Below are 23,649 nucleotides of genomic sequence, written 5' to 3' on the forward strand. Positions count from 1 at the left end.
GACCTCGCTCCTGTCTATAGCGCCACCAGCCGGTTATCAATTCGGTTTGCTTCTCCTGCCATCGCTGATCTGCACCTGATACTGACTCTCCGCTCTCGCCCGTCATCTGACGGCTGACCAGCCTTTTCGATCCTGACATGGTTGCCTGAAGGCGATTCAGATGCGCAGCCCGGGCGTAAAATATATCTTAATCCCGGTCGATCGCATTTTTCGTCATTGTGTTGAAGATATATCATAGCTAACCTGAGCCACACAGATGAGAATGATTTTGATTCCATAATTTAGCTGATGCCCTGACGTGACGGGCATTCACCCCGTTTCAGGAGAGATCTTTTGCCAAACCCTAACTCTGATCGCCTTCCTCAGCGCGTCCGTAACGAACTGCGCTTTCGTCATATTCAGGTAGCGAGTAAAACCAACATTGCCGGTAACTTCTGGCGCATCGAATTCAGCGGCAGCGATCTGGCGGGCTTTACTTCGCCGGGCTTTGACGACCACATTAAGGTCTTCTTTCCTGCCACCGCCGGTGAAACGCCGGTACTGCCGCAGATTACTGACCAGGGGATTGTCTGGCCAGACGGTTTGCGTCCGGCGGCCCGTGATTACACGCCGCTGGCCTTTGATGGCGTCTCATCGCTGACGCTCGATTTCTATATTCATCAGCATGGCGTCGCCAGCGACTGGGCGAGCCAGGCGCAGATCGGTGACAGTCTGATCGTCGGTGGCCCGCGCGGCTCGCTGATTGTACCGACCGATTACGCGTTCCAGCTCTATGTCTGCGACGAAACCGGCCTGCCTGCTTTTGCGCGTCGTAAGCAGGATGCCCGCGCCCAACAGTTGCACCTGTTTGCCTATGCCGATCAGGCCACCGGCCGTGATTATTTAACCGATACGGCGGGGGTTAATCTGAACTGGCTCGGCAGCGGCCAGATGCAACTGGCGCAGCTCAGCCAGCTGACCGCCAGGCTGGATCAACTGGCGATACCGTCGGAAGATTACTTCATCTGGCTTACCGGCGAAGGCGAATTTGTTAAGGCGCTGAGCGATTACTTCACCACTCAGCGCGGCGTAAACAGCGACTACGTGCGGGCCGTGGCGTACTGGCACCAGAAGTAAGCGGGTCCGCCGCCTGTGTTGAATTTTGCCAGGTGGCGGACTACCATCAATCTCCTTTTCTTCTCTCCGGGCAGGCAATGAAAGACCATTCAGCATCTTCATCTGGCGATCAACCCACGCGCGCAGGCGGTTGCGGCAGCCGGCGTAAGCGGCGGGAAAAAATGCTGGAGGCGAGTGATATTCGTCTGCTGATGCTCCATTTTCTGGCGCAGAATGCCGCGCACGGCTATGAGCTGATCAAGTCGGTAGAGGAGTTGTCGAAAGGGGAGTATACGCCCAGTCCGGGCATCATTTACCCCAATCTGACGCTGCTGGAAGAGATGGAGGCGATTGAGGTGGTGGATGCGCAGGCCACCCGTAAAGCGTACCGGCTGACTGAGGCTGGTGAGGCGCTGCTGGCGGCCAACCGCGACCCTATTGCCAGCCTGATCGCGCGTTTATCGTCGCTGGCCATTCTGGTCAACAACCGCAGCATTCCGGCGGTAGAACAGGCAATTCACGACCTGAAAATGGCGCTCAATACGCGACTGGCGCAGCAGGATATCTCTGAGGCCGCGCTGCAGACGCTGATCGCGGCGCTGCAGGACGCGGCAGAAAAAATCACCCGCAGCTGAACGTTCTCCCTGGCGGGTTGCCAGCGGGCAACTTAGCTCACTTCAGACTTGTGCTTATCAATGTGACCCAGCGTACGATCCGGGAAACAGATGTCACGCACCCGCTGCTTCAGGCTGGTGGCGTCAGGGAAGCCGCCATCCCGTTTACGCTCCCACAGCAGATGTTCATCAAGGGTAATCTCAAAGATGCCGCCGGTGCCCGGCCTGAGCGTCACTTCCGCCAGATCGTCAGCGAAGGTGTGCAGCAGTTCCTGTGCCATCCACGCTGAACGCATCAGCCAGTTGCATTGCATACAGTAGTGGATAACGACCACAGGTTTTTGTGCCATAACTCTATTCCTTTAACGTATTGATAAATTACCGGTTAATTGTAGTTAACAAACTGTGCGCTGCAAGATAGAGTTAAATGTAAATAAGATTGATAATGATTAGCAATTGCATTAAATTCCGGATCATAATTTATAGTCAGAAATAAGTCCGATTTTACGGCTTTTGTGCCAGGCCGTTTTGATGATGCCAGTAAGCAAGTGAGCGAATACTAACAATTAATCAGGTAATTCGCGCCCATGTCACTACTTTTTCAGGGATTGACGCAACAGCGTCTGTTTAAACTGGCATTACTTGCCTCTGCCATCCACGCCACCTGCAGTTATGCCGCGCAGAGTGAATCTGCTCTGCTGGCGCGCACCGATAACAGCCAAAGCCCGTCCGAAACGGTGATGACGGTTACGGCGCCCGAAATTAAAAAACAGGCGGGCAGCAAAACCAGCCTGTCGGCGGCCGATCTGCAACAGCGTGGGGCCACCGATTTTGGCTCAATCATGCGTTATGAGCCGCTGATCAGCGCCACCGGCTCGCAGGGCGGATCGTCTGCCGGCAAGAGCGGCTTTGATCGCGCGGGCTATACCGGCTACAACATTCGCGGACTGGAAAGTAACCGGGTCGGGCTGGATGTGGATGGCATCCCGTTACCCCAGGCTACCGGTCGCAGTTACGTCGGACGTGCCGGGCTGGACAGTTTTGGCATTGGCCGGGACTACATCGACCCTTATCTGTTTGGCCGCATCGACATTGAAAAGGGCGCTACTGCGGTGGATCAGCCCAACACCTCGATTGGCGGCAATGTCTCGTTCCGCAACAAATCCCCCGACGATTACCTGCGTCCCGGCAAATCGACCTATTTTGGCTACCAGAGCGACTACGATTCCGCCAGCCGCAGCTGGCATAACGGCCTTACCGCCGCGGCAGGCGACGATGAGCTGCGCGGTATCTTTGTCTACAGCCGCCGCGACGGCCAGCAAACCCGCAATAACAGCGGCACGCTGGATGCGTATCCTGCTAACTGGCACTCCGACGCCTTTATGAGTTCCGGTATCTGGCAGCCCAACGATGCGCATCAGCTGAGCGCCACCCTCGACTACTACCACAAAACCAATCACAGCCATTACGACAGCTGGGATACCTCAGGCAATACGATCTGGGGTACCGCACAGCAGCAGAGCGATACGCGGCGCTGGGGCATCAGCCTTGCTGATGAATACACCCCTTACAATGAGATCATCGACAGCCTGACCAGCCGTATTTACTGGCAACAAACTGAGGCGCACGACAATACCCTGATGCCGTCGAGCGCCACCGCCTGGCAAAACGTCTATTCCGATTACAACAGTGACACCTACGGAATCGATACCCGGGCGACCAAAACCCTGGGACGTCATGAGCTGAGTGGCGGACTGAATGCGCGGCAGGTGGATACCGAGCGGCCGTTCCGTCAGTCGCCGGCCCCCAGTGTTTATAGTGTCATCATGCAGCCGCAGGCCAACAGTCGCAGCTATACGCTGGGCGGCTACCTGCAGGACAAAATCAATTTTGATGCTGACGGACATAAAGCGGCGCTGATCCCCGGGGTGCGGGTGGCATACCAGAACACCAAACCGCGTGATGTCGGAACGCTGACCACCAACAGCAGCGTACTCGATGCCAGTGAAGTCTCCGCGCTGTACGGTTCGGCCAACACCGATACTCAGGTGTTACCGTCGATCGCCTTCCAGTACGATCTCACGCCTGGCCTGATGACCTATCTGCAATATACCCGCGGGGCGCAGTTCCCCAATGATACCCAGCTGTATGGCTCATGGAACCTCGGCTCCAGCTATGCTGGTACCGCGCAGTACGCGCTGATTGGTAACCCGGATTTAAAAACCGAGACCAGCAATAACTATGAGTGGGGCGTGAAAGGCCAGCTGACCGACGGTATTACGATTAATGCCGCGGCGTTTTATAACGACTACAAAAACTTTATCGCCTTTACCCGCTACAGCCGCGCGGCAAATCCGGGTAAGTTCGTTAATGTCCCCAGCAACATCTACACCACTTACCAGGCGGAGAACCGCGATAAAGCCTATATCTACGGCGCGGAAATCAGCAGCAAAGTGAACTTCGGCAGCTGGTTCCAGCAGGTGGATGGCCTGAGCGCCAGGCTGGCGTTTGGCTACACCCAGGGGGCGGCAAAGTCGAGCTACCTCGGCGACCGCTATATCGACCTGGAGAGTGTGGCCCCGATGAAAGCGATTGTCGGACTGGCCTGGGATGATGATGCGCGCGGCTACGGCGCGGCCGTCACCGCCACCTTCGTCAAAGGCAAACAGGCCAGCGCCACCAACCGTAACAGCTATGCCAATAGCGGCGGCAGCCTGACCGGATCCAGCACCGACTACATGCGGGTACCCGGTTACGGCATGGTGGACATGACGGCTTACTGGCGGATGACGCCACAGGTCAGGCTGAGCGGCGGGCTATATAACATCACCGATCGTAAATACCGGGATTACCTCAGCAGCCGTGAACTGACCAGTGCCACCCAGCAGGAACGCAACGATCAGGCGCTGGCGGTGATGCCGGGCCGTACTTTCCAGTTGGGCGTTAACGTCGATTTCTGATCACTGATGCCCGGTGCTGACGCCGGGCATCATCATGGGAGCACATCATTATGAATTCTGTTTATCAGCACTATCTCGCCCTGAAAGGCGAACAACCGAAAAAATATGCCCGTGACCTGGCGGCGTTGATCGGTATCAGCGAAGCGGCGCTGTGCGAGGCGCGAATCGGGATGGATGCCCGGCGGCTGAAGTGCGACTTTCCGGCACTGCTGAAAGCGCTGGAGTCGGTCGGCCAGACCAAAAGCATTACCCGTAACGCCTATGCCGTCCATGAACAGCTCGGCGAGTACAAAAACCTGCAGCTCGGTGCCCATGCTGGGCTGGTGCTGAACCCGCGTGCACTGGATCAGCGTCTGTTTGTCGCCCAGTGGCGAAGCGCGTTTGCCCTGCAGGAGCAAACCGCACAGGGCGAACGGCACAGTATTCAGATTTTCGATCGCCACGGTGATGCGGTACTGAAGATCTATGCGACCGATCAGACCGACCAGGCGGCGTGGCAGGCGTTGATCGCCACGTTTACCGAAGCCAGTGCGGCACCGCTGCAGGTGGAACCGGTCGCTACCGTCGCTCTTAACCCTGCGATCGATGCCGCTGCCGTCGATCGCGAATGGCGCGCCATGACCGATGTACATCAGTTTTTCAGCCTGCTCAGGCGGCATAACCTGTCGCGCCAGCAGGCGTTCCGCGCCGCCGGTGACGATCTGGCCTGGCAGACCAGCAACGATGCGCTGGCGCGTCTGTTGCAGATGGCGCAGCAGGCAGGTAACGAAATTATGATTTTTGTCGGTAACCGGGGCTGCACCCAGATTTTCACCGGCGCGATCGACAGGCTGGTGCCGATGGAAAACTGGCTCAACGTCTTTAATCCTCACTTCACCCTGCATCTGATGGCGGACCAGATCAGCGAAAGCTGGATCACCCGCAAACCGAGTGGCGATGGTTTTGTCACCAGCCTGGAACTGTTTGCTGCCGACGGCACGCAGATCGCCCAGTTGTACGGGCAGCGTAGTGAAGGCACGCCGGAACAGAAACGCTGGCGCGAGCAGATCGAGGCCCTGCGCGCGGCGGGAGCAATGGCATGAAATGGCTGACTCTGCTGGGCCTGCTGCTGGTGCTGCCTTCGCTGGCGGCGGAGCGGGTAGTATCGATTGGCGGTGACGTTACCCAGATTATCTATGCGCTGGATGCCCAGCCGCAGCTGGTGGCGCGCGACAGCACCAGTCTGCGCCCGGCGCTGGCCACCCGGCTGCCGGATGTCGGCTACATGCGCCAGCTCAATGCCGAAGGGATTCTGGCGCTTAAACCGACGCTGGTGATCGCCAGTGCGCAGGCTAAGCCGTCGCTGGTATTGCAACAGATTGCCCAGGCCGGGGTACGGGTTGTCACGGTCAGCGGCGAGAACAGCCTGCAGGCGATCCCGCAAAAAATTATCACTATCGGCCAGGCTCTCGGCCATCAGACCGAGGCGCAGGCGCTGGCACAGCAGGTAACGCAGCAAATCAGCCAGCTGCCACAGCAGACGCTGCCGGTGAAGGTGCTCTACATTATGGCCAACAGCGGCATGAAATCGATGGCGGCGGGTAAGCAGACCGCTGCTGATAGCGCCATCCGCAGCGCCGGGCTGGAGAATGCGATGGGCAGCGTGCCGCACTATCAGGCGCTGTCGCAGGAAGGGGTGATCGCTGCCGCGCCGGACCTGGTGGTGGTGGGTGAAGAGGGGTTGCAAACCATTGGCGGCGAACAGCGTTTGTGGCAGCTGCCCGGCCTGGCGCTGACGCCAGCCGGTCAGCAGCATCATTTACTGGTGATCGATACCCAGGCGCTGCTGGGCTTTGGTCTGGATACGCCGCGGGCCATCGTCCGGTTACGTCAGGCTGCGGAATCTCTGATGCATGAACGGTAATACGCTGCGCGGGCTGGCGCTGATGACCATTATGCTGCTGGTATCCATGGTGCTGGCGGCCAACCTTGGCGCGATGTCCCTGTCGCTGCGCGCCCTGTGGCAGGCACCGCTCAGCGATATGATCTGGCAAATCTGGCTGAATATCCGCCTGCCGCGCGTACTGCTGGCGGTGCTGATCGGCATGGCGCTGGCGGTGTCGGGCGCAGTGATGCAGGGCGTGTTTCGTAATCCGCTGGCCGATCCGGGTCTGCTCGGCATCAGCAGCGGTGCCGGTCTGGCGGTGGCGGTGGCAATCATTGTCCCGCAGGCCCTGCCGCCGTCGCTGGCGCTGTGGCTGCCGATGATCGCCGCGTTTATCGGCAGCCTGCTGGTGACGCTACTGATCTTCAGTTTCAGCCGGCTGGCGCGCGGCAACCTGTCGCGGCTGCTGCTGGTGGGCATCGCCATTAATGCGCTGTGTGGGGCGGCGGTCGGCGTGCTGTCGTGGCTGAGCAACGATCAGCAACTGCGCCAGCTGTCGCTGTGGGGAATGGGCAGCCTGAGCCAGGCGCAATGGCCGGCGCTGCTGATTTGCGCGGTGCTGATTTTACCGGCGCTGCTGCTGTTACAGACCGGGGCGCGCCAGCTGAATCTGCTGCAGGCGGGGGAAGAAGATGCCCATTACATGGGCGTTGATGTGAAACGCACTCAGCACCAGTTACTGATCCTCAGCGCGCTGCTGGTCGGCACCGCGGTTTCGGTCAGCGGGGTGATCGGCTTTGTCGGCTTAGTGGTGCCACACGTGATGCGTTTTTGTCTTGGCAGCGATCATCGCTGGCTGCTGCCCGGTTCGGCGCTGGCCGGGGCGATCCTGCTGCTGCTGGCCGATACCCTGGCGCGCACGGTGGTGGTGCCGGCGGAGATGCCGGTCGGCCTGCTCACCAGCCTGATTGGCGGGCCGTGGTTTCTCTGGCTGATCCTGCGTCAACAGCGAGGCATCGAATGAACGAGTTACTGCAGGCCACGGATCTCTGTTTATTCCGCGACGGCAAGGCGATTATCGATCGGCTCGACGTGACGCTGACGGCCGGTGAGATGGTGGCGCTGATAGGCCCTAACGGTGCCGGTAAATCGACATTGCTGCGCCTGCTGACAGGCTTTCTGCCGCCCGATCGGGGGGAATGTCGTCTGGGTGCGGCCCGGCTGGCGGACTGGTCACGCCATCAGCTGGCACGCCGCCGGGCAGTGATGCGTCAGCAAACCCAACTGACCTTTTCTCAGTCCGCCGAATCGGTGGTGGCGATGGGACGCGCGCCCTGGCCGGATACCGGCAGTCGACAGATTGTGGCTGAGGTCATGCAGCTGACCGGCTGTGATTCGCTGGCACAGCGCGACTACCGCCAGCTTTCCGGCGGCGAGCAGCAGCGGGTGCAACTGGCGCGGGTGCTGGCACAGCTATGGCAGGATGGCGCGCCGCGCGGCTGGCTGTTTCTGGATGAACCGACCTCGGCGCTGGATCTCTTCTGGCAGCAGCAGACGCTGCGTTTATTGCGACAGCTCACCCGTGGCGGTGAGCTTAGCGTCTGCGCCGTGCTACACGATCTGAACCAGGCGGCGTTATGGGCCGATCGCATCCTGCTGCTGCACGCCGGCAGGCTGGTGGCGCAGGGTACGCCGCAGGCGGTGATGACGGAAGCGACGCTGACCCGCTGGTATCAGGCCGAGTTGCAGGTCACGCAGGGGGCGGGCGGGCAGCCGCATATTCAGCTGCGGGTTTAGGCCGTTTCGCTTTTAAAACATTGTGTTGCGAAGTTATGTCTTGCCAGTTTTGCGCCATACTTGTGTTCCTGGGTGAGTTATTAAGGAGACAATAATGGCGCAATCATTAGACCAAACCGCTAAACAACTGGGTGAAATTTTACTCTCTTCCGGACTTCATCTTGCCACTGCCGAATCCTGTACCGCCGGATTGATCAGCATGACGCTGGCGGCGGTGGAGAACAGCGGCAACTTTTATACCAGTGGCTTTGTCACCTATAGCGAGAATGCCAAAATCCGCCTGCTGGGTGTCCGCCCCTCGACGCTGGAGCAGCACACGGCGGTCAGTGAACAGACGGTGCGGGAGATGGCGCAGGGTGCTTGTGCGCGCTCCGGCGAGCCGGTCGGGCTGTCGATCAGCGGCTATGCCGGGCCTGATGGCGGAGAAGATGGTACGCCGGCGGGCACCATCTGGTTTGGCTGGGTATTGCCGAACGGCCGCGACTACGCCGAGTGCCATCAGTTCAGTGGCGATCCCAAATCGGTGATGGAGCAGGGTGCGCAGTTCGCGCTGGAAGGCCTGATTAAACGGCTTCAGCTGCCGGTGGAATAAAGGCGCAATGCTGCGCCTTATCCGGCAGGGGTAATTGCCTTAGCGACAGTCGACGATCAGACGGCCACGAACTTTGCCATCCAGCAGGTCCTGAGCCCCCTGGCGGGCTTCGCTTAAGGGGATCACCTGCGTCAGCTGGCTCAGCAGATCGCTATCGAGCAATTCCCCGAGCCGTTGCCAGGCTTGCTGGCGCTGCGGGATCGGACACATCACACTGTCCACGCCAGCCAGCGTGACGCCGCGTAAGATAAACGGTGCAACGCTGGTCGGCAGATCCAGTCCCTGCGCCATTCCACAGGCGGCGACCGCACCGTCACGCTGGGTCGCGGCCAGCACGTTGGCCAGGGTGTGGCTGCCGACGCTGTCTACCGCTGCCGCCCAGCGCTCTTTCATTAACGGCTTACCGGGCTGGGAGAGTTCGTTGCGGTCAATAACCGAAGCTGCACCCAGCGTATCAAGCAGATAAGCGTGGTCGCTGGCGCGCCCACTGGAGGCCACCACCTGATAGCCGAGGCGGGCCAGCAGGCTGACGCTAAAGCTACCGACGCCGCCGCTGGCACCGGTCACCAGCACCGGACCGCGATCTGGCGTAATGCCCTGTTTTTCCAGCGCCATCACACACAGCATCGCGGTCAGGCCTGCGGTGCCAATCGCCATGGTTTGCAGCGGGCTGAGCGTGGCGGGCACTTCCACCAGCCAGTCGCCGGTCACACTGGCTTTCTGCGCCAGGCCACCCCACTGTTTTTCGCCCACGCCCCAGCCGGTGAGCAGGGCGACGTCGTCCTGTTGCCAGTCGGGATGGCGGCTGGCGGTAACCCGTCCAACAAAGTCGATACCCGGAACCATCGGAAACTGACGCACGATCGGACCTTTATTGCAGATCGCCAGCGCATCTTTATAGTTCAGGGATGAGTAACTGACGTCGAGAGTGACATCGTGGTCGGGCAGTTGAGATTCGGGAAGATCTTTCAGCAGAGAACGGTAACCCTGTTCGTCATTTTCAATGACCAGTGCCTTGAACATGCAGCCTCCGGCAAAATAGGAAAGAGGGGAATAAGTTTACGCCTGGTGGCGTGATTACGGTAGGGACTGGGTCGCTAACGGCTGGCCGCGCCGCTCTCCCCGCCTGCAACGTCGAACTGATTAGCGAAAGAGGTATGCATAAATCAGCATATAATTCAGTTAATTAGTCGAATATTTCAGGTTTATTATTATTTAAGTCAATTAAAACAGTGGCTTGCGATTTTAATGGTTTGACTAATTAATTGCTTTCTGCGGCTTGTTCGCGCCAAAAAAAGATGACATCATGACCGCCACTTTTTTGCACCCGCTTATCGCTTTCAGAGGACGTTGCCATGTCCGGTTCACCGCGCACTCGCTCTGGTTACCGTTCGTTTTTTCCGGCTTACGCCCGATTATTCTCCGCTCCGCCGATCACGTTCTGCATCACCATGCGGTGAGGCCAGTCTGGCGCTGGCTGCCGGCTATCGGTAAAGATGACGTATTACCGATCACCGGTGGCTGAAAGCGGCCGCATGCCCCTGTTTGACATTATCCGCCGGGGAGATCTCCCCATTGCTGTGCCTCTGGCACTCACGCCCTGACGTTAGGGATTTGCCTTATGACTCCACTGAAAATTGCTGCCAGCGCCGCGGTGGCGCCCAATCTGACTCTTAACACTGCGCGCGACGTAGTGACGCTGGATAACACTGACTTTACCGATGTGGCGGCGGTGGTCGTCTCACTGGCAGATACCCGCAGTGGCGTACTCGCCCTGTTGCGCCACACCGGCTTTAATCTGCCGGTATTTGTGGCTAACGCGTTTGAAGAAGAGGTGATGCATCTGCCTGGCGTCAGCGGTGAACTGAACGGTGAACCGCAGGACTGGATCGCATTGGAAGCCGCCGCGCAGGCGTATGAAGCGGCTCTGCTGCCGCCGTTTTTCGAGACGCTGACCCGCTATGTGGATATGCAGAACAGTACCTTTGCCTGTCCGGGGCATCAGGGCGGGGCATTCTTCAAAAAGCATCCGGCGGGCAAACAGTTCTATGATTTTTATGGCGAGAACCTTTTCCGTTCTGATATGTGCAATGCCGACGTCAAACTGGGCGACCTGCTGATTCACGAAGGATCGGCTAAAGATGCGCAGAAGTTCGCGGCAAAGGTATTTAACGCCGATAAAACCTACTTCGTGCTTAACGGCACCTCCAGCGCCAATAAAGTGGTGACCAACGCGCTGCTGACGCGCGGCGATCTGGTGCTGTTTGACCGCAATAATCACAAATCGAATCATCACGGTGCACTGATTCAGGCGGGTGCTACGCCGGTTTATCTTGAAGCCGCGCGTAATCCTTTCGGCTTTATCGGCGGCATTGACGCGCACTGCTTCGATGAGGCTTATCTACGCGAGCAGATTGGCAAGGTGGCCCCGCAGCGTGCCGCGGAAGCGCGTCCTTTCCGACTGGCGATTATCCAGTTGGGCACCTATGACGGCACGGTTTATAACGCGCGTCAGGTGGTGGATCGCATCGGGCATCTGTGTGATTACATCCTGTTCGATTCCGCCTGGCTCGGCTATGAGCAGTTTATTCCGCTGATGGAAGGGTGTTCGCCGCTGACCCTGACGCTGACTGAAAACGATCCCGGCATTTTTGTCACCCAGTCAGTGCATAAGCAGCTGGCGGGCTTTTCGCAGACGTCGCAAATCCATAAAAAAGATAACCACATCCGCGGTCAGCGACGCTTTTGCCCGCATAAACGCCTGAATAACGCCTTTATGCTGCACGCCTCAACCAGTCCGTTCTATCCGCTGTTCGCCGCGCTGGACATCAACGCCCGCATGCATCAGGGCGAGGCGGGACGGAGGATGTGGGATGAGTGCGTTACGCTGGGGATCGAGGCGCGAAAAGCGATCCTTGAGCGGTGTGAGATGATCCTGCCGTTTGTGCCGGAAACGGTCGATGGGCAACCCTGGCAGGCGGCCCCGACTGAGACGATCGCCCGCGATCTGCGCTATTTCAGCTTTGAACCGCAGGCCAACTGGCACGGTTTTGCGGGTTATGCCCGCGATCAGTATCGCGTTGATCCCTGCAAGCTGCTGCTGACCACGCCGGGCATTGATGCGGCGAGCGGTGACTATGCCGGATTCGGGATCCCCGCCACCATTCTGGCGAACTATCTGCGTGAGAACGGGATCGTGCCGGAGAAGTGCGATCTTAATTCGATTCTGTTCCTGCTGACGCCGGCCGAAAGCCCGGAGAAAATGGCCAATCTGGTGGCGATGCTGGCGCAGTTCGAACAGCACGTTAAAGAGGATGCGCCGCTGGCTGAAGTGCTGCCGACGATTTACCGCAAAAATGCTCAACGTTATGCCGGCTATACCCTGCGTCGGCTGTGTCAGGAGATGCACGATCTTTATGTCAGCCATGATGTGAAGAGCCTGCAACGAATGATGTTCCGCGAAGCGGGTCTGCCGCCGGTGGCGGTGAATCCTCAGGATGCACATCAGGCGTATATTCGTGGCGAGGTTGAACTGGTGCCGATCGCTGAAGCCGAAGGGCGTGTCGCTGCGGAAGGCGCATTGCCTTATCCACCGGGCGTGCTCTGCGTGGTGCCGGGTGAAGTGTGGGGCGGGGCGGTGCAGCGCTACTTCCTGGCGCTGGAAGAGGGCGTTAATTTACTGCCAGGCTTCTCGCCGGAACTGCAGGGCGTTTATACCGAGGAGGACGCCGCGGGGCGCAAGTATCTGGTGGCTAATATGATGGTGGGCCGCTGATCTGAGCGTGGGCAGAGGCGGGTAGCGGCCCGCCGGGCCTTTTGTCCGCTGTGCGAACGGGCTATGAGAGGTTTTCGCCTGGCGGCGGTGTACGCTTTGCAGCGAGCTGACACTTAATGGATTTTCGCCCGCCGGGCCCTGGGTTCGCTGCGCGGGGCTATGAGAGGTTTTCGTTCGCCGGCTGGCTGCGGCAGTTTCAGTTTCGCCGCTGCCGGCGACCGACAAGGGGGCGCCAGTCGCCGCGCCCCCTTGACCCCGGGCTCCGGCCTGCTTCACCGCCGCTTCGCGGTCCCTTCGCCTCTTCCGGATTTCTCACGGACCGGCGGGACGCGCCATCCCTGGCACGAACCCGCCTCTTCGCGACCTCCCTGTCGCTCATCCTGAAATCCCTCATCGGCTCAGCGGTTCTGACGGCCTCCTAACTTCTCGCTGTTATCTCTTTTTTTCTTTGTTTGGTGCTTCGTCGCTGTGATGAGTGAGTAACATTACTTTCAGCGTTTTTCTGCGTTCAGGACCGTTAGCCGTCAGAAACGGAAAGTATCCATTAGCGCCGCCAGGCGTAATCCCTGCCCTCAGCCATCGGGCATCAGCCACCAGGCTACATCAGGCCATATACAAGTCAGAGAGATTACAGACGGGGGTTTACCAGAGGCGTCCGCAGCGCTGAGGAATGAGCGGAGGCCAGGATGAGCCGACAGGAGGTCGGCGAAAGGACGGATCGCGCCACGGATGGCGCGTCCGGCCGGTCCGTCGGCCGCAGGGCGTGACGAAGGAACCGCGCGCAGCGTGGCGCGCAGGCAGCCGGACGCCGGGATTGTGAAGGGGCGGGCGGCCGCCCCTTGACGCGTCCGCCTGCTCAGGCAATCTGAAACTCCCCACCGCCCGGCGGGCGTAACCTCACTCAATGTCAGACCGCAGCAGGTCTAACTAACCCACCAGCCACCAGGCAAAACCAGTCCATATACAAGTCAGAGAGATTACAGACGAGGGGTTTACCAGAGCGTCCGCAGCGCTGAGGAACAACCGGAGGCCAGGAGAGCCGACAGGAGGTCGGCGAAAGGACGGCTCGCGCCAGGGATGGCGCGTCCGGCCGGTCCGTCGGCCGCAGGGAGTGACGAAGGGACCGCGCGAAGCGTGGCGCGCAGGTAGCCGGACGCCAGGATTGTTAAGGGGCGGGCGGCCGCCCCTTGACGCGTCCGCCTGCCCGGGCAGGCTGAAACTCCCCACCGCCTGGCGGGCGAAACCCGCTCAATGCCAGCCCGCCGCCGGGCGAAACCCGCTCAATGCCAGCCCGCCGCCAGGCGAACCCACCCGCTATCAGAACCCACGATAACTACGCTGTGCGGTACTCACCTTATACAGATAGCGACGTGACTCCGCCGAAGGATGCTGGCTGGTCAGGGTCTGGTAAACCTTGTTCGGTGACATGTTGTTGATTATCGAAAACGCGCGATCTTTATCACTGGAGAAGACCCGCAACACGCTGCCCGCGCCGCCATTGTAGGCGGTGATCACCGCATAACGGCGTGATACCGGGTCCTGAATGCCGCCCAGATAACTGCGTTGCAGCAGCGACAGATAGGCAGTACCGGCATCAATATTATTCTCCGGATCCAGCAGATAGCTGCGACTCGGTTTACCCCATTTCCCTTTCATGCGGAACACATCGACCCCAGCGGTATGCTGCACCACCTGCATCAGACCCAGCGCATCGGCGTGGCTGACGGCGTAGGGGTTAAAGCTCGACTCGGTCTGCATGATTGCCAGAATCAGCGAGGCGTCGACGCCATACTGTTCCGACGCTTTGCGCACCATCGGCAGATATTTGTGCGCACGTTTATCCAGATGGTTAGGCACCATCGGAATTGAGACCGAGTAGATCACATGCAGACCCGAGGTGCGGCGCTGCAATTTATTCTGGATCAGATAATCAGCAAAGGCTTCGGCACGACCCTGCCAGCGGATCGGCTGACCGGTATTGTCGAGCACCTGACCGTAAAGCAGCGGCTCTTTACTGATCACAATGTCATTGGCGTCGGAATAGAGATCGACGTTGCCCGGATCTTCGCCAATCAAAAGGGTGGTCACAATCGCCTGGCGCAGGCTGGCCATCGGATCGGTGCCCGCGATGGTCTCAATCGTCAGCTTACCGCTTTCGAAGTTGATGTGGCTGCGGGTGTAATAGTTGTCGCTATATTTGACGTAGTCTTTCGGTCCGGCGATCAGGACCTCATTAATACCCCAGATATTCTCAATGTTGTGGGCAAACTGACCCATCAGAATATCGAAACCGTTGGTGTCTTTTACCCAATCTTCATGAAACTGCTGTTTTTTTTGTCCGGAGCAGGAAACCAAAAGTGGTGCCATCACCAGCAGGGCGATCAATTTTTTATTCATTGGGAATGCATGCCTGACCTGGATAAAGAGCCTCAACGCTGAGGCCCAAACTGTTTACGCTTCTGGCGGTGTATAGCCTTCGATATGAACTTCTTTGCCTTCAAACAGGAAATTGATCATCTCCTTTTCCAGCACCTTGCGATCTTCCGGATTCATCATGTTGAGTTTTTTCTCATTGATCAGCATGGTCTGTTTCGCCATCCACTTCTGCCAGGCTTCTTTCGAAATCTCGTTATAAATACGCTTGCCCAGGTCGCCAGGATAGAGCTGGAAATCCTGCCCTTCCGCGTCGCGTTGTAAAAAAGTACAAAAAATAGTGCGGCTCATTATTCTTCCTCATTGATCTCACAACTGTCTAAAGCCAGTTGTTGGGGATGGCGCAATTCGTGTAACAGGCGCTCAACGGGCGCGGCTAATCCCACAGATGGTGGCAGCGCTAAGTTATACCAGAGACCGCCCGCTTCATCCATCGCCGCCCCGACAGAAGGCCACGCCAGCCACATAGGCACAATGTCCAGATGGAAATGGCTGAAGGTATGACGAAAGGCGGTGAGCTGCTGCGGTCTGGCGTGGATACCGCGTGCTGCCAGCCAGTCAGTCAGCGCCTCTTCACTGGTAAACTGCGGAAAGCAGAACAGGCCGCCCCACAATCCGACCGGCGGACGCTGTTCCAGCCAGACCTGCTCACCATGCTGCATCATCAAAAACCAGCCGCTGCGCTCCGGTAACACCTGCTTCGGTTTTTTACCGGGATAGCTGGCCCAGCTGTTATGAGCATAGGCTTCGCAGCCGCTGTTCAGCGGACAGATATCGCATTTCGGTTTCGAGCGGGTACAGACGATCGCCCCCAAATCCATCATCGCCTGATTAAACTGGCTGACGCCCTCGGCGGGGGTGACGGTTTCGCTGATCTGCCATAAGCGTTTCTCTACCTCTTTTTTACCCGGCCAGCCGCCGACGGCGTAACACCGCGCCAGCACGCGTTTCACATTGCCGTCGAGAATCGGGAAGTGCTGACCCAGCGATAACGACAGGATCGCGCCAGCAGTAGATCGACCCACGCCGGGCAGGGCGGCGACGTCATTGAAATTACGCGGGAACTCGCCCTGATGGACCTCAACAATCTGCTTTGCCGCCTTATGCAGATTACGCGCCCTGGCGTAATAGCCGAGGCCGGTCCATAAATGCAGCACTTCATCCAGCGGTGCAGCCGCCAGATCGCCAACCGTGGGGAAGCGCGCCATAAAGCGTTCGAAATAGGGAATAACCGTGGCAACCTGGGTTTGCTGTAACATCACTTCGGACAGCCACACCTTATAAGGCGTCTTTTCCAGCTGCCAGGGCAGGGTTTTGCGGCCAAAGCGCTGATACCAGTCCAGCACTTGTTGCGCGAACTGCGGCGCTTGCATCATAAGAAGGAAATTTTCCGTGTTTACTCTACACTCAGGCAGGAATTCCAGCACATGCGCACCTGGGTGTAAACCGGAAGATTGCAAAGGCTTGCTTCTGCTTATGAACTTTGCATAATGCCCGTTTCCCAGAACAGGCTAACCAGCAGGCTTCGACATGATTAATGACGTCATCACCCCAGAATTTGATGAGAACGGGCGGCCATTGCGCCGGATCCGCAGTTTTGTACGCCGGCAGGGCCGCTTAACCAAAGGGCAGCAGCAGGCCGTTGACACATACTGGCCGGAGATGGGGGTGGAATATCAGCCGGAGCCGATCGATCTGCCCCAGCTGTTTGGCCGTGACGCGCCGGTCACGCTGGAAATCGGCTTTGGCATGGGCGCCTCGCTGGTCACCATGGCGCAAAATACGCCACAGCAGAATTTCCTCGGCATTGAAGTACACCTGCCGGGCGTCGGTGCCTGTCTGGCTTCTGCGAAAGAAGCGGGCGTCGACAACCTGCGCGTGATGTGTCACGACGCGGTGGAAGTGCTGGAGAAAATGATCCCGGACAACTCGCTGCGTATGGTCCAGCTGTTCTTCCCGGATCCGTGGCATAAAGCCCGTCACAACAAACGCCGTATCGTGCAGGTCCCGTTTGCCGAGCTGGTGATGCGCAAGCTGAAGCTGGGCGGCGTATTCCACATGGCAACCGACTGGGAAGCCTACGCGGAACATATGCTTGAAGTGATGAACAGCATTGATGGTTTCCGCAATCAGTCAGAACAGCAGAATTACGTGCCGCGTCCCGAGACGCGTCCACTGACCAAGTTTGAGCAGCGCGGGCAGCGTTTAGGCCATGGCGTATGGGATTTAATGTTTGAGAGGGTGAAATAATGGCCACACAACGCAGCCGCCGTTTACGTAAAAAACTGCACATTGATGAGTTTCAGGAACTGGGTTTCTCCGTCGCCTGGCGTTTCCCGGAAGGTACCAGCGAAAGCGAGATCGATGAGACGCTGAATCAGTTCATTGATGAAGCGATCGATCCTAACGGTCTGGCCTTTGATGGCAGCGGTTATCTGGTGTGGGAAGGTCTGATCTGCCTGCAGAAAACCGGCAAATGCACCGATGAGCATCGCGAACTGGTGCGTAAATGGCTGGAAGAGCGCAAGCTGCAGGACGTGCAGGTGACTGAACTGTTTGATGTCTGGTGGGACTAAGTAACACGACGCCGGGCAGGCTGACGCGGGATGAAGAGATGATCTATCACGGCGAGGCCGCCCGGCCCTTCAGGATCCGGTTCAGACAGAAGGTGAGGGAGATTCAATGATGCGTAAAGCGCTTCTTGCTGTGCTGCTGGTGGCAGCGACTCAGGCCCAGGCTGCCTATGAATGCAGCGTTAAGCCACAGGATGATGTGGTGATCACGCCGCAAAGCGTGCAGGTGGTCGGGACCAACGGCAATCTGCAAATCAGCCCACAGGGCGACGTGCAGTTCAACGGCCAGAAAGTGTCACTGGATACCGCCGATCGTCAGAAAGCGATCGACTACCAGAGCGCATTGCGGCGCGATCTGCCGTGGATTGACAGCGGGGCGACTTCGCGGCTGGAAAAAGGGCGTGCAGCGCTGGATCGGGTGATTGTTGAGAAGCTGGGCGAGAACAGTAATGTGCGTAATCGCCTGACCACCCTGAACGGCCAGCTGAAACAGCAGATGAACCGCATCATCGAACACCGGCCGGATGGCCTGGCCTTCCATCATCAGGCGATCGACAAAGTGCGTGCCGATGGCGAACAGCTGGTGCAGTCAACGCTCGGTGGCGTGATGAAGGACAGTCTGAACGAGATGGGCAGTCAGCAGGCCAGCGGCGGCAGTAATCCGTTGCAGGCCATCATGGGTAATCTGGGTGGTTTACAGCAGTCTATTCAGGCGGAATGGAGCAAGCAGGAGCAGGATTTCCAGAACTTCGGTCACGAAGTCTGTAATCGCGTCATTTCGTTAGAAGATCAGCGCAAAGGTTTGGTTGCCGGTCTGAATAAATAAACCTGTGCCTCAGCCCGCGGACTGAGGCACAGTTGTTACTCTTCTGGCAAAAACAGCTCTAACAGCGAATTCAGGAACAATTTCCCTTTCTCACTGATCTGCCACTGATCAGCGGTTTCCACCACATAACCTGCCGCAATTGCCGCATCCATCTGCGGACGAATCACCTGTTCCGCTAAACCGGTATAACTGACAAATTCACTGCGCGGCGCGGCTTCCAGCAGCCGGAAGCGGTTCATGAAGTATTCGAACGGCTTGTCGATATCGGCGACGTCGTACTGTTTCTCGCGATAATTGCCCTGCATAAAGCCACGCGGATGACGGGTCTTCACCGTGCGGACGATGCGGCCGTCGGGCTGAGTCAGCTTGCCGTGCGCACCGCAACCAATGCCGAGATAGTCCCCGAAGCGCCAGTAGTTGAGGTTATGTTCACAGCGGTAACCCGGTTTGGCGTAGGCGGAGGTTTCATACTGCTGATAACCGGCGGCGCTCAGCAGTTGGTGACCCTGCTCATAAATATCCCACAGCGCATCATCATCCGGCAGTACCGGCGGCCGTGAACCAAACAGGGTGTTGGGTTCGATGGTCAGCTGATACCAGGAGAGATGCGGCGGATTAAGCGCGATCGCCTGACGCAGATCGTCGAGCGCTTCGTCCAGCGACTGATCGGGCAGGCCGTGCATCAGGTCGAGGTTAAAGCTGCGTAAGGCTAATCCCTGCGCCAGCTTAGCGGCACGCTTCGCCTCGTCCGGACCGTGAATACGCCCCAGCCGCTGCAGTTTTTGCGGACTGAAACTCTGCACGCCAATTGAGATCCGGTTGATGCCGGCCCGCTGATAGGCGCTGAAGCGATCGGCTTCAACGGTGCCGGGATTGGCCTCCATGGTGACTTCCGCGTCTGGTGCCAGCGCCAGACGCGAACGTACGCCATCCATCAGCAGCTGCATCGCACTGCCGCTCAGCAGGCTGGGCGTCCCGCCGCCGATGAAAATGGTGCGTACTTCACGGTCAGCGATCAGCAGTAAATCCTGCTCCAGATCGCGCAGCAGGTGCTGCACATACTCAACGTGCGGCACCTCATCTTTCAGTGCGTGGGAGTTAAAATCACAGTAGGGACATTTCTGTACGCACCACGGAATGTGGATATACAGACTTAACGGCGGCAGATTAGGCATTACGCATCGCTTCCAGCAACAGCGTCAATGCTTTACCCCGGTGAGAAACTTCACCTTTTTCCGCTTTGCTCAGTTCGGCTGCGGTTTTACCCAGTGCCGGAACGTAGAAAATCGGGTCATAACCAAAGCCACCTGCGCCGGCCGCCGCACGGGTGATCTCACCCTGCCAGCTGCCGTGGAACACCAGCGGCGTCGGATCGTCGGCGTGACGCAGATAGACCAGCACGCAGTGGAACTGCGCCTGACGCTGGCCGTCTGGCACGTTTTCCAGCGCCTGCAGCAGCTTCTCCAGGTTCTGCTGATCGCTGGCCTCTTCACCGGCGTAACGCGCAGAGTAGATACCCGGCGCGCCGCCCAGCGCATCCACCGCCAGGCCGGAATCATCAGCGATCGCCGGTAAACCAGTGATCTGCGCCGCGTGACGTGCTTTGAGAAGGGCATTCTCAATAAAAGTCAGGCCGGTTTCTTCAGCCGATTCCACCCCGAGCTCGGTCTGGGCGACGATATCCAGGCCGAAGGCGGAGAGCAGATCCGCCAGTTCACGCACTTTGCCGGGATTGCCGGTTGCGAGGACAACTTTTTGCATAACAGTTCCAGTTTGGTTCATTTACAGCAGATACCAGAGACCCGGGAACAGGTCCATGCCGAGGAAATTCAGGGCATACAGTACCAGGATGACGATCATGGCGGAGAAATCGATGCCGCCCATCGCCGGCAGCACGCGGCGAATCGGTGCCATCAGCGGTTCGGTCAGCTGGATCAGCACATAATCAATCGGGCCGCGACCCTGACTGATCCAGCTCATCAGTGAACGGATAATGATGACCCAGAACACCAGATAGCCGGCGGATTTAACCAGCGACAACAAGCCGACCAGCAGGTTGGTTGGATCGACCGAGAACACCCCGACCTGAATCAGCAACAGAATCGGATATTTCAGCGTCGTCAGGACAAACGCCAGCAGCAGCGAGGCGGTATCGATCGGACCCAGCGCCGGCAGCACGCGACGCAGCGGCTTGACGATCAGCTGTGTCACTTTCACCACGAACTGTGCCAGCGGGTTATAAAAATCGCAGCGGGACCACTGCATCCAGATGCGTAACAGCAGCACCATGACGTAGAGATCGATCAGCGTTTTTACTAAAAACGTCATTGTTAACATGAAGTTCCTCTATTATTGTTGTGAATTGCGCGCATAATCGCGTGCGCCAAAAATGGCGGTGCCGATGCGCACCATCGTACTGCCTGCGGCGATTGCCGCCTCCATGTCATCGCTCATTCCCAGCGAGAGCGTGTCGATAGCCGGATAGTCCTGCTGCAACTGCCGGAAGGCCTCAGCCATCTGCTGGCACACCGCCAGTTGCCGGTCATAGTCACTTTCCGCTGCCGGTATCGCCATTAGTCCGCGCAGGCGCAACTGCGGCAGCGCAGCGATTTGCTGTGCCAGCCCGGAAACGGCATCCAGCATGATGCCAGATTTGCTGTTCTCGTCACTGATATTTACCTGAATTAACACATTAAGCGGCGGCAGCGTCACCGGACGCTGATCGTTGAGCCGCTGTGCAATGCGCTGACGGTCAATGGTGTGACACCAGGCAAAGTTTTCCGCGACCAGACGACTCTTGTTCGACTGCAGCGGGCCGATGAAGTGCCACTCCAGCTGAGGATGTGCGGTCAGTGCCTGAACCTTTTCAACCCCTTCCTGAACGTAATTTTCGCCAAAGGCGATCTGACCGGCAGCGGCAGCTTCTTCGACTGCGCTCGCAGGTTTGGTTTTACTGACTGCAAGCAGCGTAATTTCTTCTGGTGCGCGGCCGCAACGCGCGGCGGCGGCGGCGATTCGCTGCCGCACTTGCTGTAGGTTGTGCTGGATTGAGGTCATAGTCAGGAGAAATTATGAATCTGGATGAAATGGTGGAGCTTAGTGTAAAGCATAATGCCGCCGATCTGCACCTTTGCAGCGGACATTTGCCCTACTGGCGACGTCAGGGAAAGCTGGAGACGATGCCGCAGCAGGCCAGACTGTCGGCCGCGTGGATGGCGCAGTTTATTGACCACCGGCTCGATGACCCGCAGCGCCAGCAGCTGGAGCGCGACCGGCAGCTCGATTTTGCCCTGACGCTGTCAAACGGGCAGCGAATTCGTGCCAGCCTGTTTATGCAGCGTAACGGCCTGTCACTGGCGCTACGCATCATTGCCGCGCAGTGCCCGACGCTGGAAAGCCTGCGGCTGCCGCCGATAGTGCCGGCGTTGCTGGAGCAGCGCGATGGGTTGATCCTGATCACCGGCGCGACCGGCAGCGGCAAATCAACCACGCTGGCGGCGCTGGTGGATGCGCTGAACCGCCAGCAGGCGCGCCATATTATTACGCTGGAAGATCCGATTGAGTTTATCCATCACAGCCAGCAGTCACTGATTCAGCAGCGCGAAATAGGGCTGCACTGCAGCTCTTTCAGCCTCGGGGTCAAAGCAGCGCTGCGGGAAGATCCGGATGTGATTCTGCTGGGCGAACTGCGCGACAGCGAAACCATCCGTCAGGCGCTAACCGCGGCAGAAACCGGCCATCTGGTGCTGGCTACGCTGCACACCCGCGGCGCGGCACAGGCGGTCGATCGGCTGGTTGATGTGTTTCCGGCAGAAGAGAAACCGCTGGTGCGCAGCCAGCTGGCGGGCAGCCTGAAAGCGGTGATTGCCCAGCGGCTGGTGCCGTCGACCGATGAGAAACGCATCGGCCTGTTTGAGGTGCTGGTGGCGACGCCCGCCATCGCTAACCTGATCCGTGAAGGCAAGATGCACCAGATCCCGGCGCTGTTGCAGACCGGCGCACAGGCCGGTATGCAGACCTTTGAGCAGAGCCGGCTGGCCCGCCAGGCAGAAGGGTGGCTTCAGTAATGGTTCTCGAACCAGTCCTGCAGAATGATGGCGGCAGATTGTGAGTCGACCGAACCTTTGTTTAACGCGCGATAGCCGCCGCGTTCGAACAGTCCGGCCCGCGCTTCGACCGTGCTGAGACGCTCATCCTGCAGCTCGACCTGGATACCGAAGCGGCCGTGCAACCGGTTAGCGAATTTGCGTGCCCTGGCAGTCAGCGGCTGCTCGGTGCCATCCATATTCAGCGGTAAACCCACTACCACAAAATCGGGTTGCCACTCTTTCAGCAGCTTTTCGATTTGCAGCCAGTCCGGCACGCCGTCCTGCGCTTTGAGGGCCGTCAGCGGACGAGCGGTACCGGTCAGTTGCTGACCTACCGCGACACCAATACTTTTGGTGCCGAAGTCGAAACCTAACAGAGTTTGTGTTGACATCAGGCGTGTCCGGCGTCACTGGCCATGTTGTGAATATCGACGCCAATACTGCGCGCCGCTTCGCGCCAGCGCTCTGAAATCGGCGTCTGGAACAGAATGTTGCTGTTGGCCGGCGTGGTCAGCCAGGCATTTTCCATCAGCTCATTCTCCAGCTGATCTTTTTCCCAGGCGCAGTAACCCAGCGCCACCAGCACGTTGCTCGGCTGAGAGGCGGTGCCAATCGACTCCAGTACGTCGCGGGAGGTAGTGATCACCGTATTGTCTGAAATACGGATGCTGGAGGTAAACGTGCGTTGAGCCGAATGCAGGATAAAGCCGCGATCTTCCGCCAGCGGGCCACCGGTAAATACCGGCTTATCCAGTTTGATCGTTGGATCGCGATCCTCGGCAGAGATTTTAAGCTTCTTCAGAATGCCTTCAACCGTCAGGTTTTCCATCGGTTTGTTGATGATCAGACCCATTGCGCCTTCTTCGTTATGTTCGCAGAGATAGACCACGGAACGTTTGAAGAAAGGGTCCTGCAGTGAAGGCATGGCAATCAAAAAGTGATGCTGTAAATTCATTCTCACACGATGTACCAAAAAAATAACCGGCACGCGACGGCCGCACCGGTATTGGGTTGATCTCGGAGCATGGCCCC

The 23,649-nt window shown here is 58.3% G+C and carries 25 protein-coding genes; 14 read left to right on the forward strand and 11 right to left on the reverse strand.

Annotation, left to right across the window (positions count from 1 at the left end; translation table 11 throughout):
• Nucleotides 1-333: 333 nt before the first annotated feature.
• Both ABIB18_RS15305 and ABIB18_RS15310 read left to right on the forward strand, forming a co-directional pair.
• Entirely contained in the window at nucleotides 334-1,116 is a 783-nt protein-coding gene (locus tag ABIB18_RS15305) for a siderophore-interacting protein (protein ID WP_031377276.1), read from the forward strand.
• Between the two features lie 77 nt (nucleotides 1,117-1,193).
• Complete coding sequence (locus tag ABIB18_RS15310) at nucleotides 1,194-1,730, forward strand: PadR family transcriptional regulator (protein ID WP_031377277.1); 537 nt, start codon at nucleotides 1,194-1,196, stop codon at nucleotides 1,728-1,730.
• Between the two features lie 32 nt (nucleotides 1,731-1,762).
• On the opposite strand, the gene ABIB18_RS15315 is transcribed toward ABIB18_RS15310, so the two are convergent.
• Nucleotides 1,763-2,059, reverse strand: a complete 297-nt coding sequence (locus ABIB18_RS15315) for an Rdx family protein (RefSeq protein ID WP_031377278.1) — start codon at nucleotides 2,057-2,059, stop codon at nucleotides 1,763-1,765.
• 237 nt (nucleotides 2,060-2,296) lie between these two features.
• On the opposite strand from ABIB18_RS15315, the gene ABIB18_RS15320 reads away from it, so the two are divergent.
• From ABIB18_RS15320 to ABIB18_RS15345, 6 genes are all read left to right on the forward strand, one after another.
• On the forward strand, nucleotides 2,297-4,669 hold the full coding sequence (locus tag ABIB18_RS15320) for a TonB-dependent receptor domain-containing protein (protein ID WP_069728838.1): 2,373 nt from the start codon (nucleotides 2,297-2,299) through the stop codon (nucleotides 4,667-4,669).
• 50 nt (nucleotides 4,670-4,719) lie between these two features.
• On the forward strand, nucleotides 4,720-5,751 hold the full coding sequence (locus ABIB18_RS15325; RefSeq protein ID WP_031377280.1) for a hemin-degrading factor: 1,032 nt from the start codon (nucleotides 4,720-4,722) through the stop codon (nucleotides 5,749-5,751).
• A complete protein-coding gene (locus tag ABIB18_RS15330) occupies nucleotides 5,748-6,572 on the forward strand; it encodes a heme/hemin ABC transporter substrate-binding protein (protein ID WP_354474711.1) in 825 nt (274 codons plus the stop codon). Before ABIB18_RS15325 ends, ABIB18_RS15330 begins: the two co-directional genes overlap by 4 nt.
• A complete protein-coding gene (locus tag ABIB18_RS15335; RefSeq protein WP_354474713.1) occupies nucleotides 6,562-7,557 on the forward strand; it encodes a FecCD family ABC transporter permease in 996 nt (331 codons plus the stop codon). Before ABIB18_RS15330 ends, ABIB18_RS15335 begins: the two co-directional genes overlap by 11 nt.
• The gene (locus tag ABIB18_RS15340) at nucleotides 7,554-8,330 is read left to right on the forward strand and encodes a heme ABC transporter ATP-binding protein (RefSeq protein ID WP_046289236.1); all 777 of its coding nucleotides are present in this window, start codon (nucleotides 7,554-7,556) and stop codon (nucleotides 8,328-8,330) included. Before ABIB18_RS15335 ends, ABIB18_RS15340 begins: the two co-directional genes overlap by 4 nt.
• A 94-nt stretch (nucleotides 8,331-8,424) precedes the next feature.
• Entirely contained in the window at nucleotides 8,425-8,922 is a 498-nt protein-coding gene (locus ABIB18_RS15345; protein ID WP_046289235.1) for a CinA family protein, read from the forward strand.
• 39 nt (nucleotides 8,923-8,961) lie between these two features.
• Here ABIB18_RS15345 and acuI read toward each other — a convergent pair whose 3' ends face one another.
• Nucleotides 8,962-9,945 (reverse strand): acrylyl-CoA reductase (NADPH), encoded by a 984-nt coding sequence (acuI, locus tag ABIB18_RS15350; RefSeq protein ID WP_031378043.1) that lies wholly within the window; start codon nucleotides 9,943-9,945, stop codon nucleotides 8,962-8,964.
• A gap of 283 nt (nucleotides 9,946-10,228) precedes the next feature.
• Here acuI and ABIB18_RS15355 point away from each other — a divergent pair, with 283 nt between their 5' ends.
• Together ABIB18_RS15355 and ABIB18_RS15360 are read left to right on the forward strand one after the other, a co-directional pair.
• Nucleotides 10,229-10,447, forward strand: coding sequence for a hypothetical protein (locus tag ABIB18_RS15355; protein ID WP_316554414.1), 219 nt, complete (start codon nucleotides 10,229-10,231; stop codon nucleotides 10,445-10,447).
• Nucleotides 10,448-10,543: 96 nt separating this feature from the next.
• Complete coding sequence (locus ABIB18_RS15360; RefSeq protein WP_159223244.1) at nucleotides 10,544-12,697, forward strand: ornithine decarboxylase; 2,154 nt, start codon at nucleotides 10,544-10,546, stop codon at nucleotides 12,695-12,697.
• Nucleotides 12,698-14,014: 1,317 nt separating this feature from the next.
• Here the strand turns inward: ABIB18_RS15360 and mltC are convergent.
• Genes mltC through mutY form a run of 3 tightly spaced genes read right to left on the reverse strand, consistent with a single transcriptional unit; the run spans nucleotide 14,015 to nucleotide 16,506 of the window.
• Nucleotides 14,015-15,094: a membrane-bound lytic murein transglycosylase MltC gene (mltC, locus tag ABIB18_RS15365; RefSeq protein ID WP_031375789.1), complete on the reverse strand. Its 1,080-nt coding sequence runs from the start codon at nucleotides 15,092-15,094 to the stop codon at nucleotides 14,015-14,017.
• A gap of 54 nt (nucleotides 15,095-15,148) precedes the next feature.
• The gene (locus tag ABIB18_RS15370; protein WP_031375788.1) at nucleotides 15,149-15,421 is read right to left on the reverse strand and encodes an oxidative damage protection protein; all 273 of its coding nucleotides are present in this window, start codon (nucleotides 15,419-15,421) and stop codon (nucleotides 15,149-15,151) included.
• Complete coding sequence (mutY, locus tag ABIB18_RS15375) at nucleotides 15,421-16,506, reverse strand: A/G-specific adenine glycosylase (RefSeq protein WP_354474717.1); 1,086 nt, start codon at nucleotides 16,504-16,506, stop codon at nucleotides 15,421-15,423. Before mutY ends, ABIB18_RS15370 begins: the two co-directional genes overlap by 1 nt.
• 154 nt (nucleotides 16,507-16,660) lie before the next feature.
• Here mutY and trmB point away from each other — a divergent pair, with 154 nt between their 5' ends.
• From trmB to ABIB18_RS15390, 3 genes are all read left to right on the forward strand, one after another.
• Complete coding sequence (trmB, locus tag ABIB18_RS15380) at nucleotides 16,661-17,380, forward strand: tRNA (guanosine(46)-N7)-methyltransferase TrmB (RefSeq protein WP_031375787.1); 720 nt, start codon at nucleotides 16,661-16,663, stop codon at nucleotides 17,378-17,380.
• A complete protein-coding gene (locus tag ABIB18_RS15385; RefSeq protein WP_031375786.1) occupies nucleotides 17,380-17,706 on the forward strand; it encodes a YggL family protein in 327 nt (108 codons plus the stop codon). The genes trmB and ABIB18_RS15385 overlap by 1 nt, the downstream gene beginning before the upstream one ends.
• A gap of 106 nt (nucleotides 17,707-17,812) precedes the next feature.
• Nucleotides 17,813-18,529 (forward strand): YggN family protein, encoded by a 717-nt coding sequence (locus tag ABIB18_RS15390; RefSeq protein ID WP_354474720.1) that lies wholly within the window; start codon nucleotides 17,813-17,815, stop codon nucleotides 18,527-18,529.
• Nucleotides 18,530-18,564: 35 nt separating this feature from the next.
• Here ABIB18_RS15390 and hemW read toward each other — a convergent pair whose 3' ends face one another.
• Genes hemW through ABIB18_RS15410 form a run of 4 tightly spaced genes read right to left on the reverse strand, consistent with a single transcriptional unit; the run spans nucleotide 18,565 to nucleotide 21,586 of the window.
• A complete protein-coding gene (gene hemW, locus ABIB18_RS15395) occupies nucleotides 18,565-19,704 on the reverse strand; it encodes a radical SAM family heme chaperone HemW (RefSeq protein ID WP_354474722.1) in 1,140 nt (379 codons plus the stop codon).
• Nucleotides 19,697-20,290 (reverse strand): XTP/dITP diphosphatase, encoded by a 594-nt coding sequence (locus ABIB18_RS15400; RefSeq protein WP_069728846.1) that lies wholly within the window; start codon nucleotides 20,288-20,290, stop codon nucleotides 19,697-19,699. Before ABIB18_RS15400 ends, hemW begins: the two co-directional genes overlap by 8 nt.
• Nucleotides 20,291-20,311: 21 nt before the next feature.
• Nucleotides 20,312-20,866 (reverse strand): YggT family protein, encoded by a 555-nt coding sequence (locus ABIB18_RS15405; protein WP_354474724.1) that lies wholly within the window; start codon nucleotides 20,864-20,866, stop codon nucleotides 20,312-20,314.
• Between the two features lie 12 nt (nucleotides 20,867-20,878).
• Nucleotides 20,879-21,586: a YggS family pyridoxal phosphate-dependent enzyme gene (locus ABIB18_RS15410; protein ID WP_031375782.1), complete on the reverse strand. Its 708-nt coding sequence runs from the start codon at nucleotides 21,584-21,586 to the stop codon at nucleotides 20,879-20,881.
• A 14-nt stretch (nucleotides 21,587-21,600) separates the two neighbouring features.
• On the opposite strand from ABIB18_RS15410, the gene ABIB18_RS15415 reads away from it, so the two are divergent.
• Nucleotides 21,601-22,596: a type IV pilus twitching motility protein PilT gene (locus tag ABIB18_RS15415; protein WP_031375781.1), complete on the forward strand. Its 996-nt coding sequence runs from the start codon at nucleotides 21,601-21,603 to the stop codon at nucleotides 22,594-22,596.
• On the opposite strand, the gene ruvX is transcribed toward ABIB18_RS15415, so the two are convergent.
• Nucleotides 22,590-23,009 (reverse strand): Holliday junction resolvase RuvX, encoded by a 420-nt coding sequence (gene ruvX, locus ABIB18_RS15420; RefSeq protein ID WP_031375780.1) that lies wholly within the window; start codon nucleotides 23,007-23,009, stop codon nucleotides 22,590-22,592. The genes ABIB18_RS15415 and ruvX overlap by 7 nt on opposite strands.
• A complete protein-coding gene (locus ABIB18_RS15425) occupies nucleotides 23,009-23,572 on the reverse strand; it encodes a YqgE/AlgH family protein (protein ID WP_069728847.1) in 564 nt (187 codons plus the stop codon). The genes ruvX and ABIB18_RS15425 overlap by 1 nt, the downstream gene beginning before the upstream one ends.
• Between the last annotated feature and the right edge of the window lie 77 nt (nucleotides 23,573-23,649).

This window comes from Pantoea sp. UYEF8 (genome assembly GCF_040546285.1).
Lineage (GTDB): Bacteria > Pseudomonadota > Gammaproteobacteria > Enterobacterales > Enterobacteriaceae > Pantoea > Pantoea brenneri.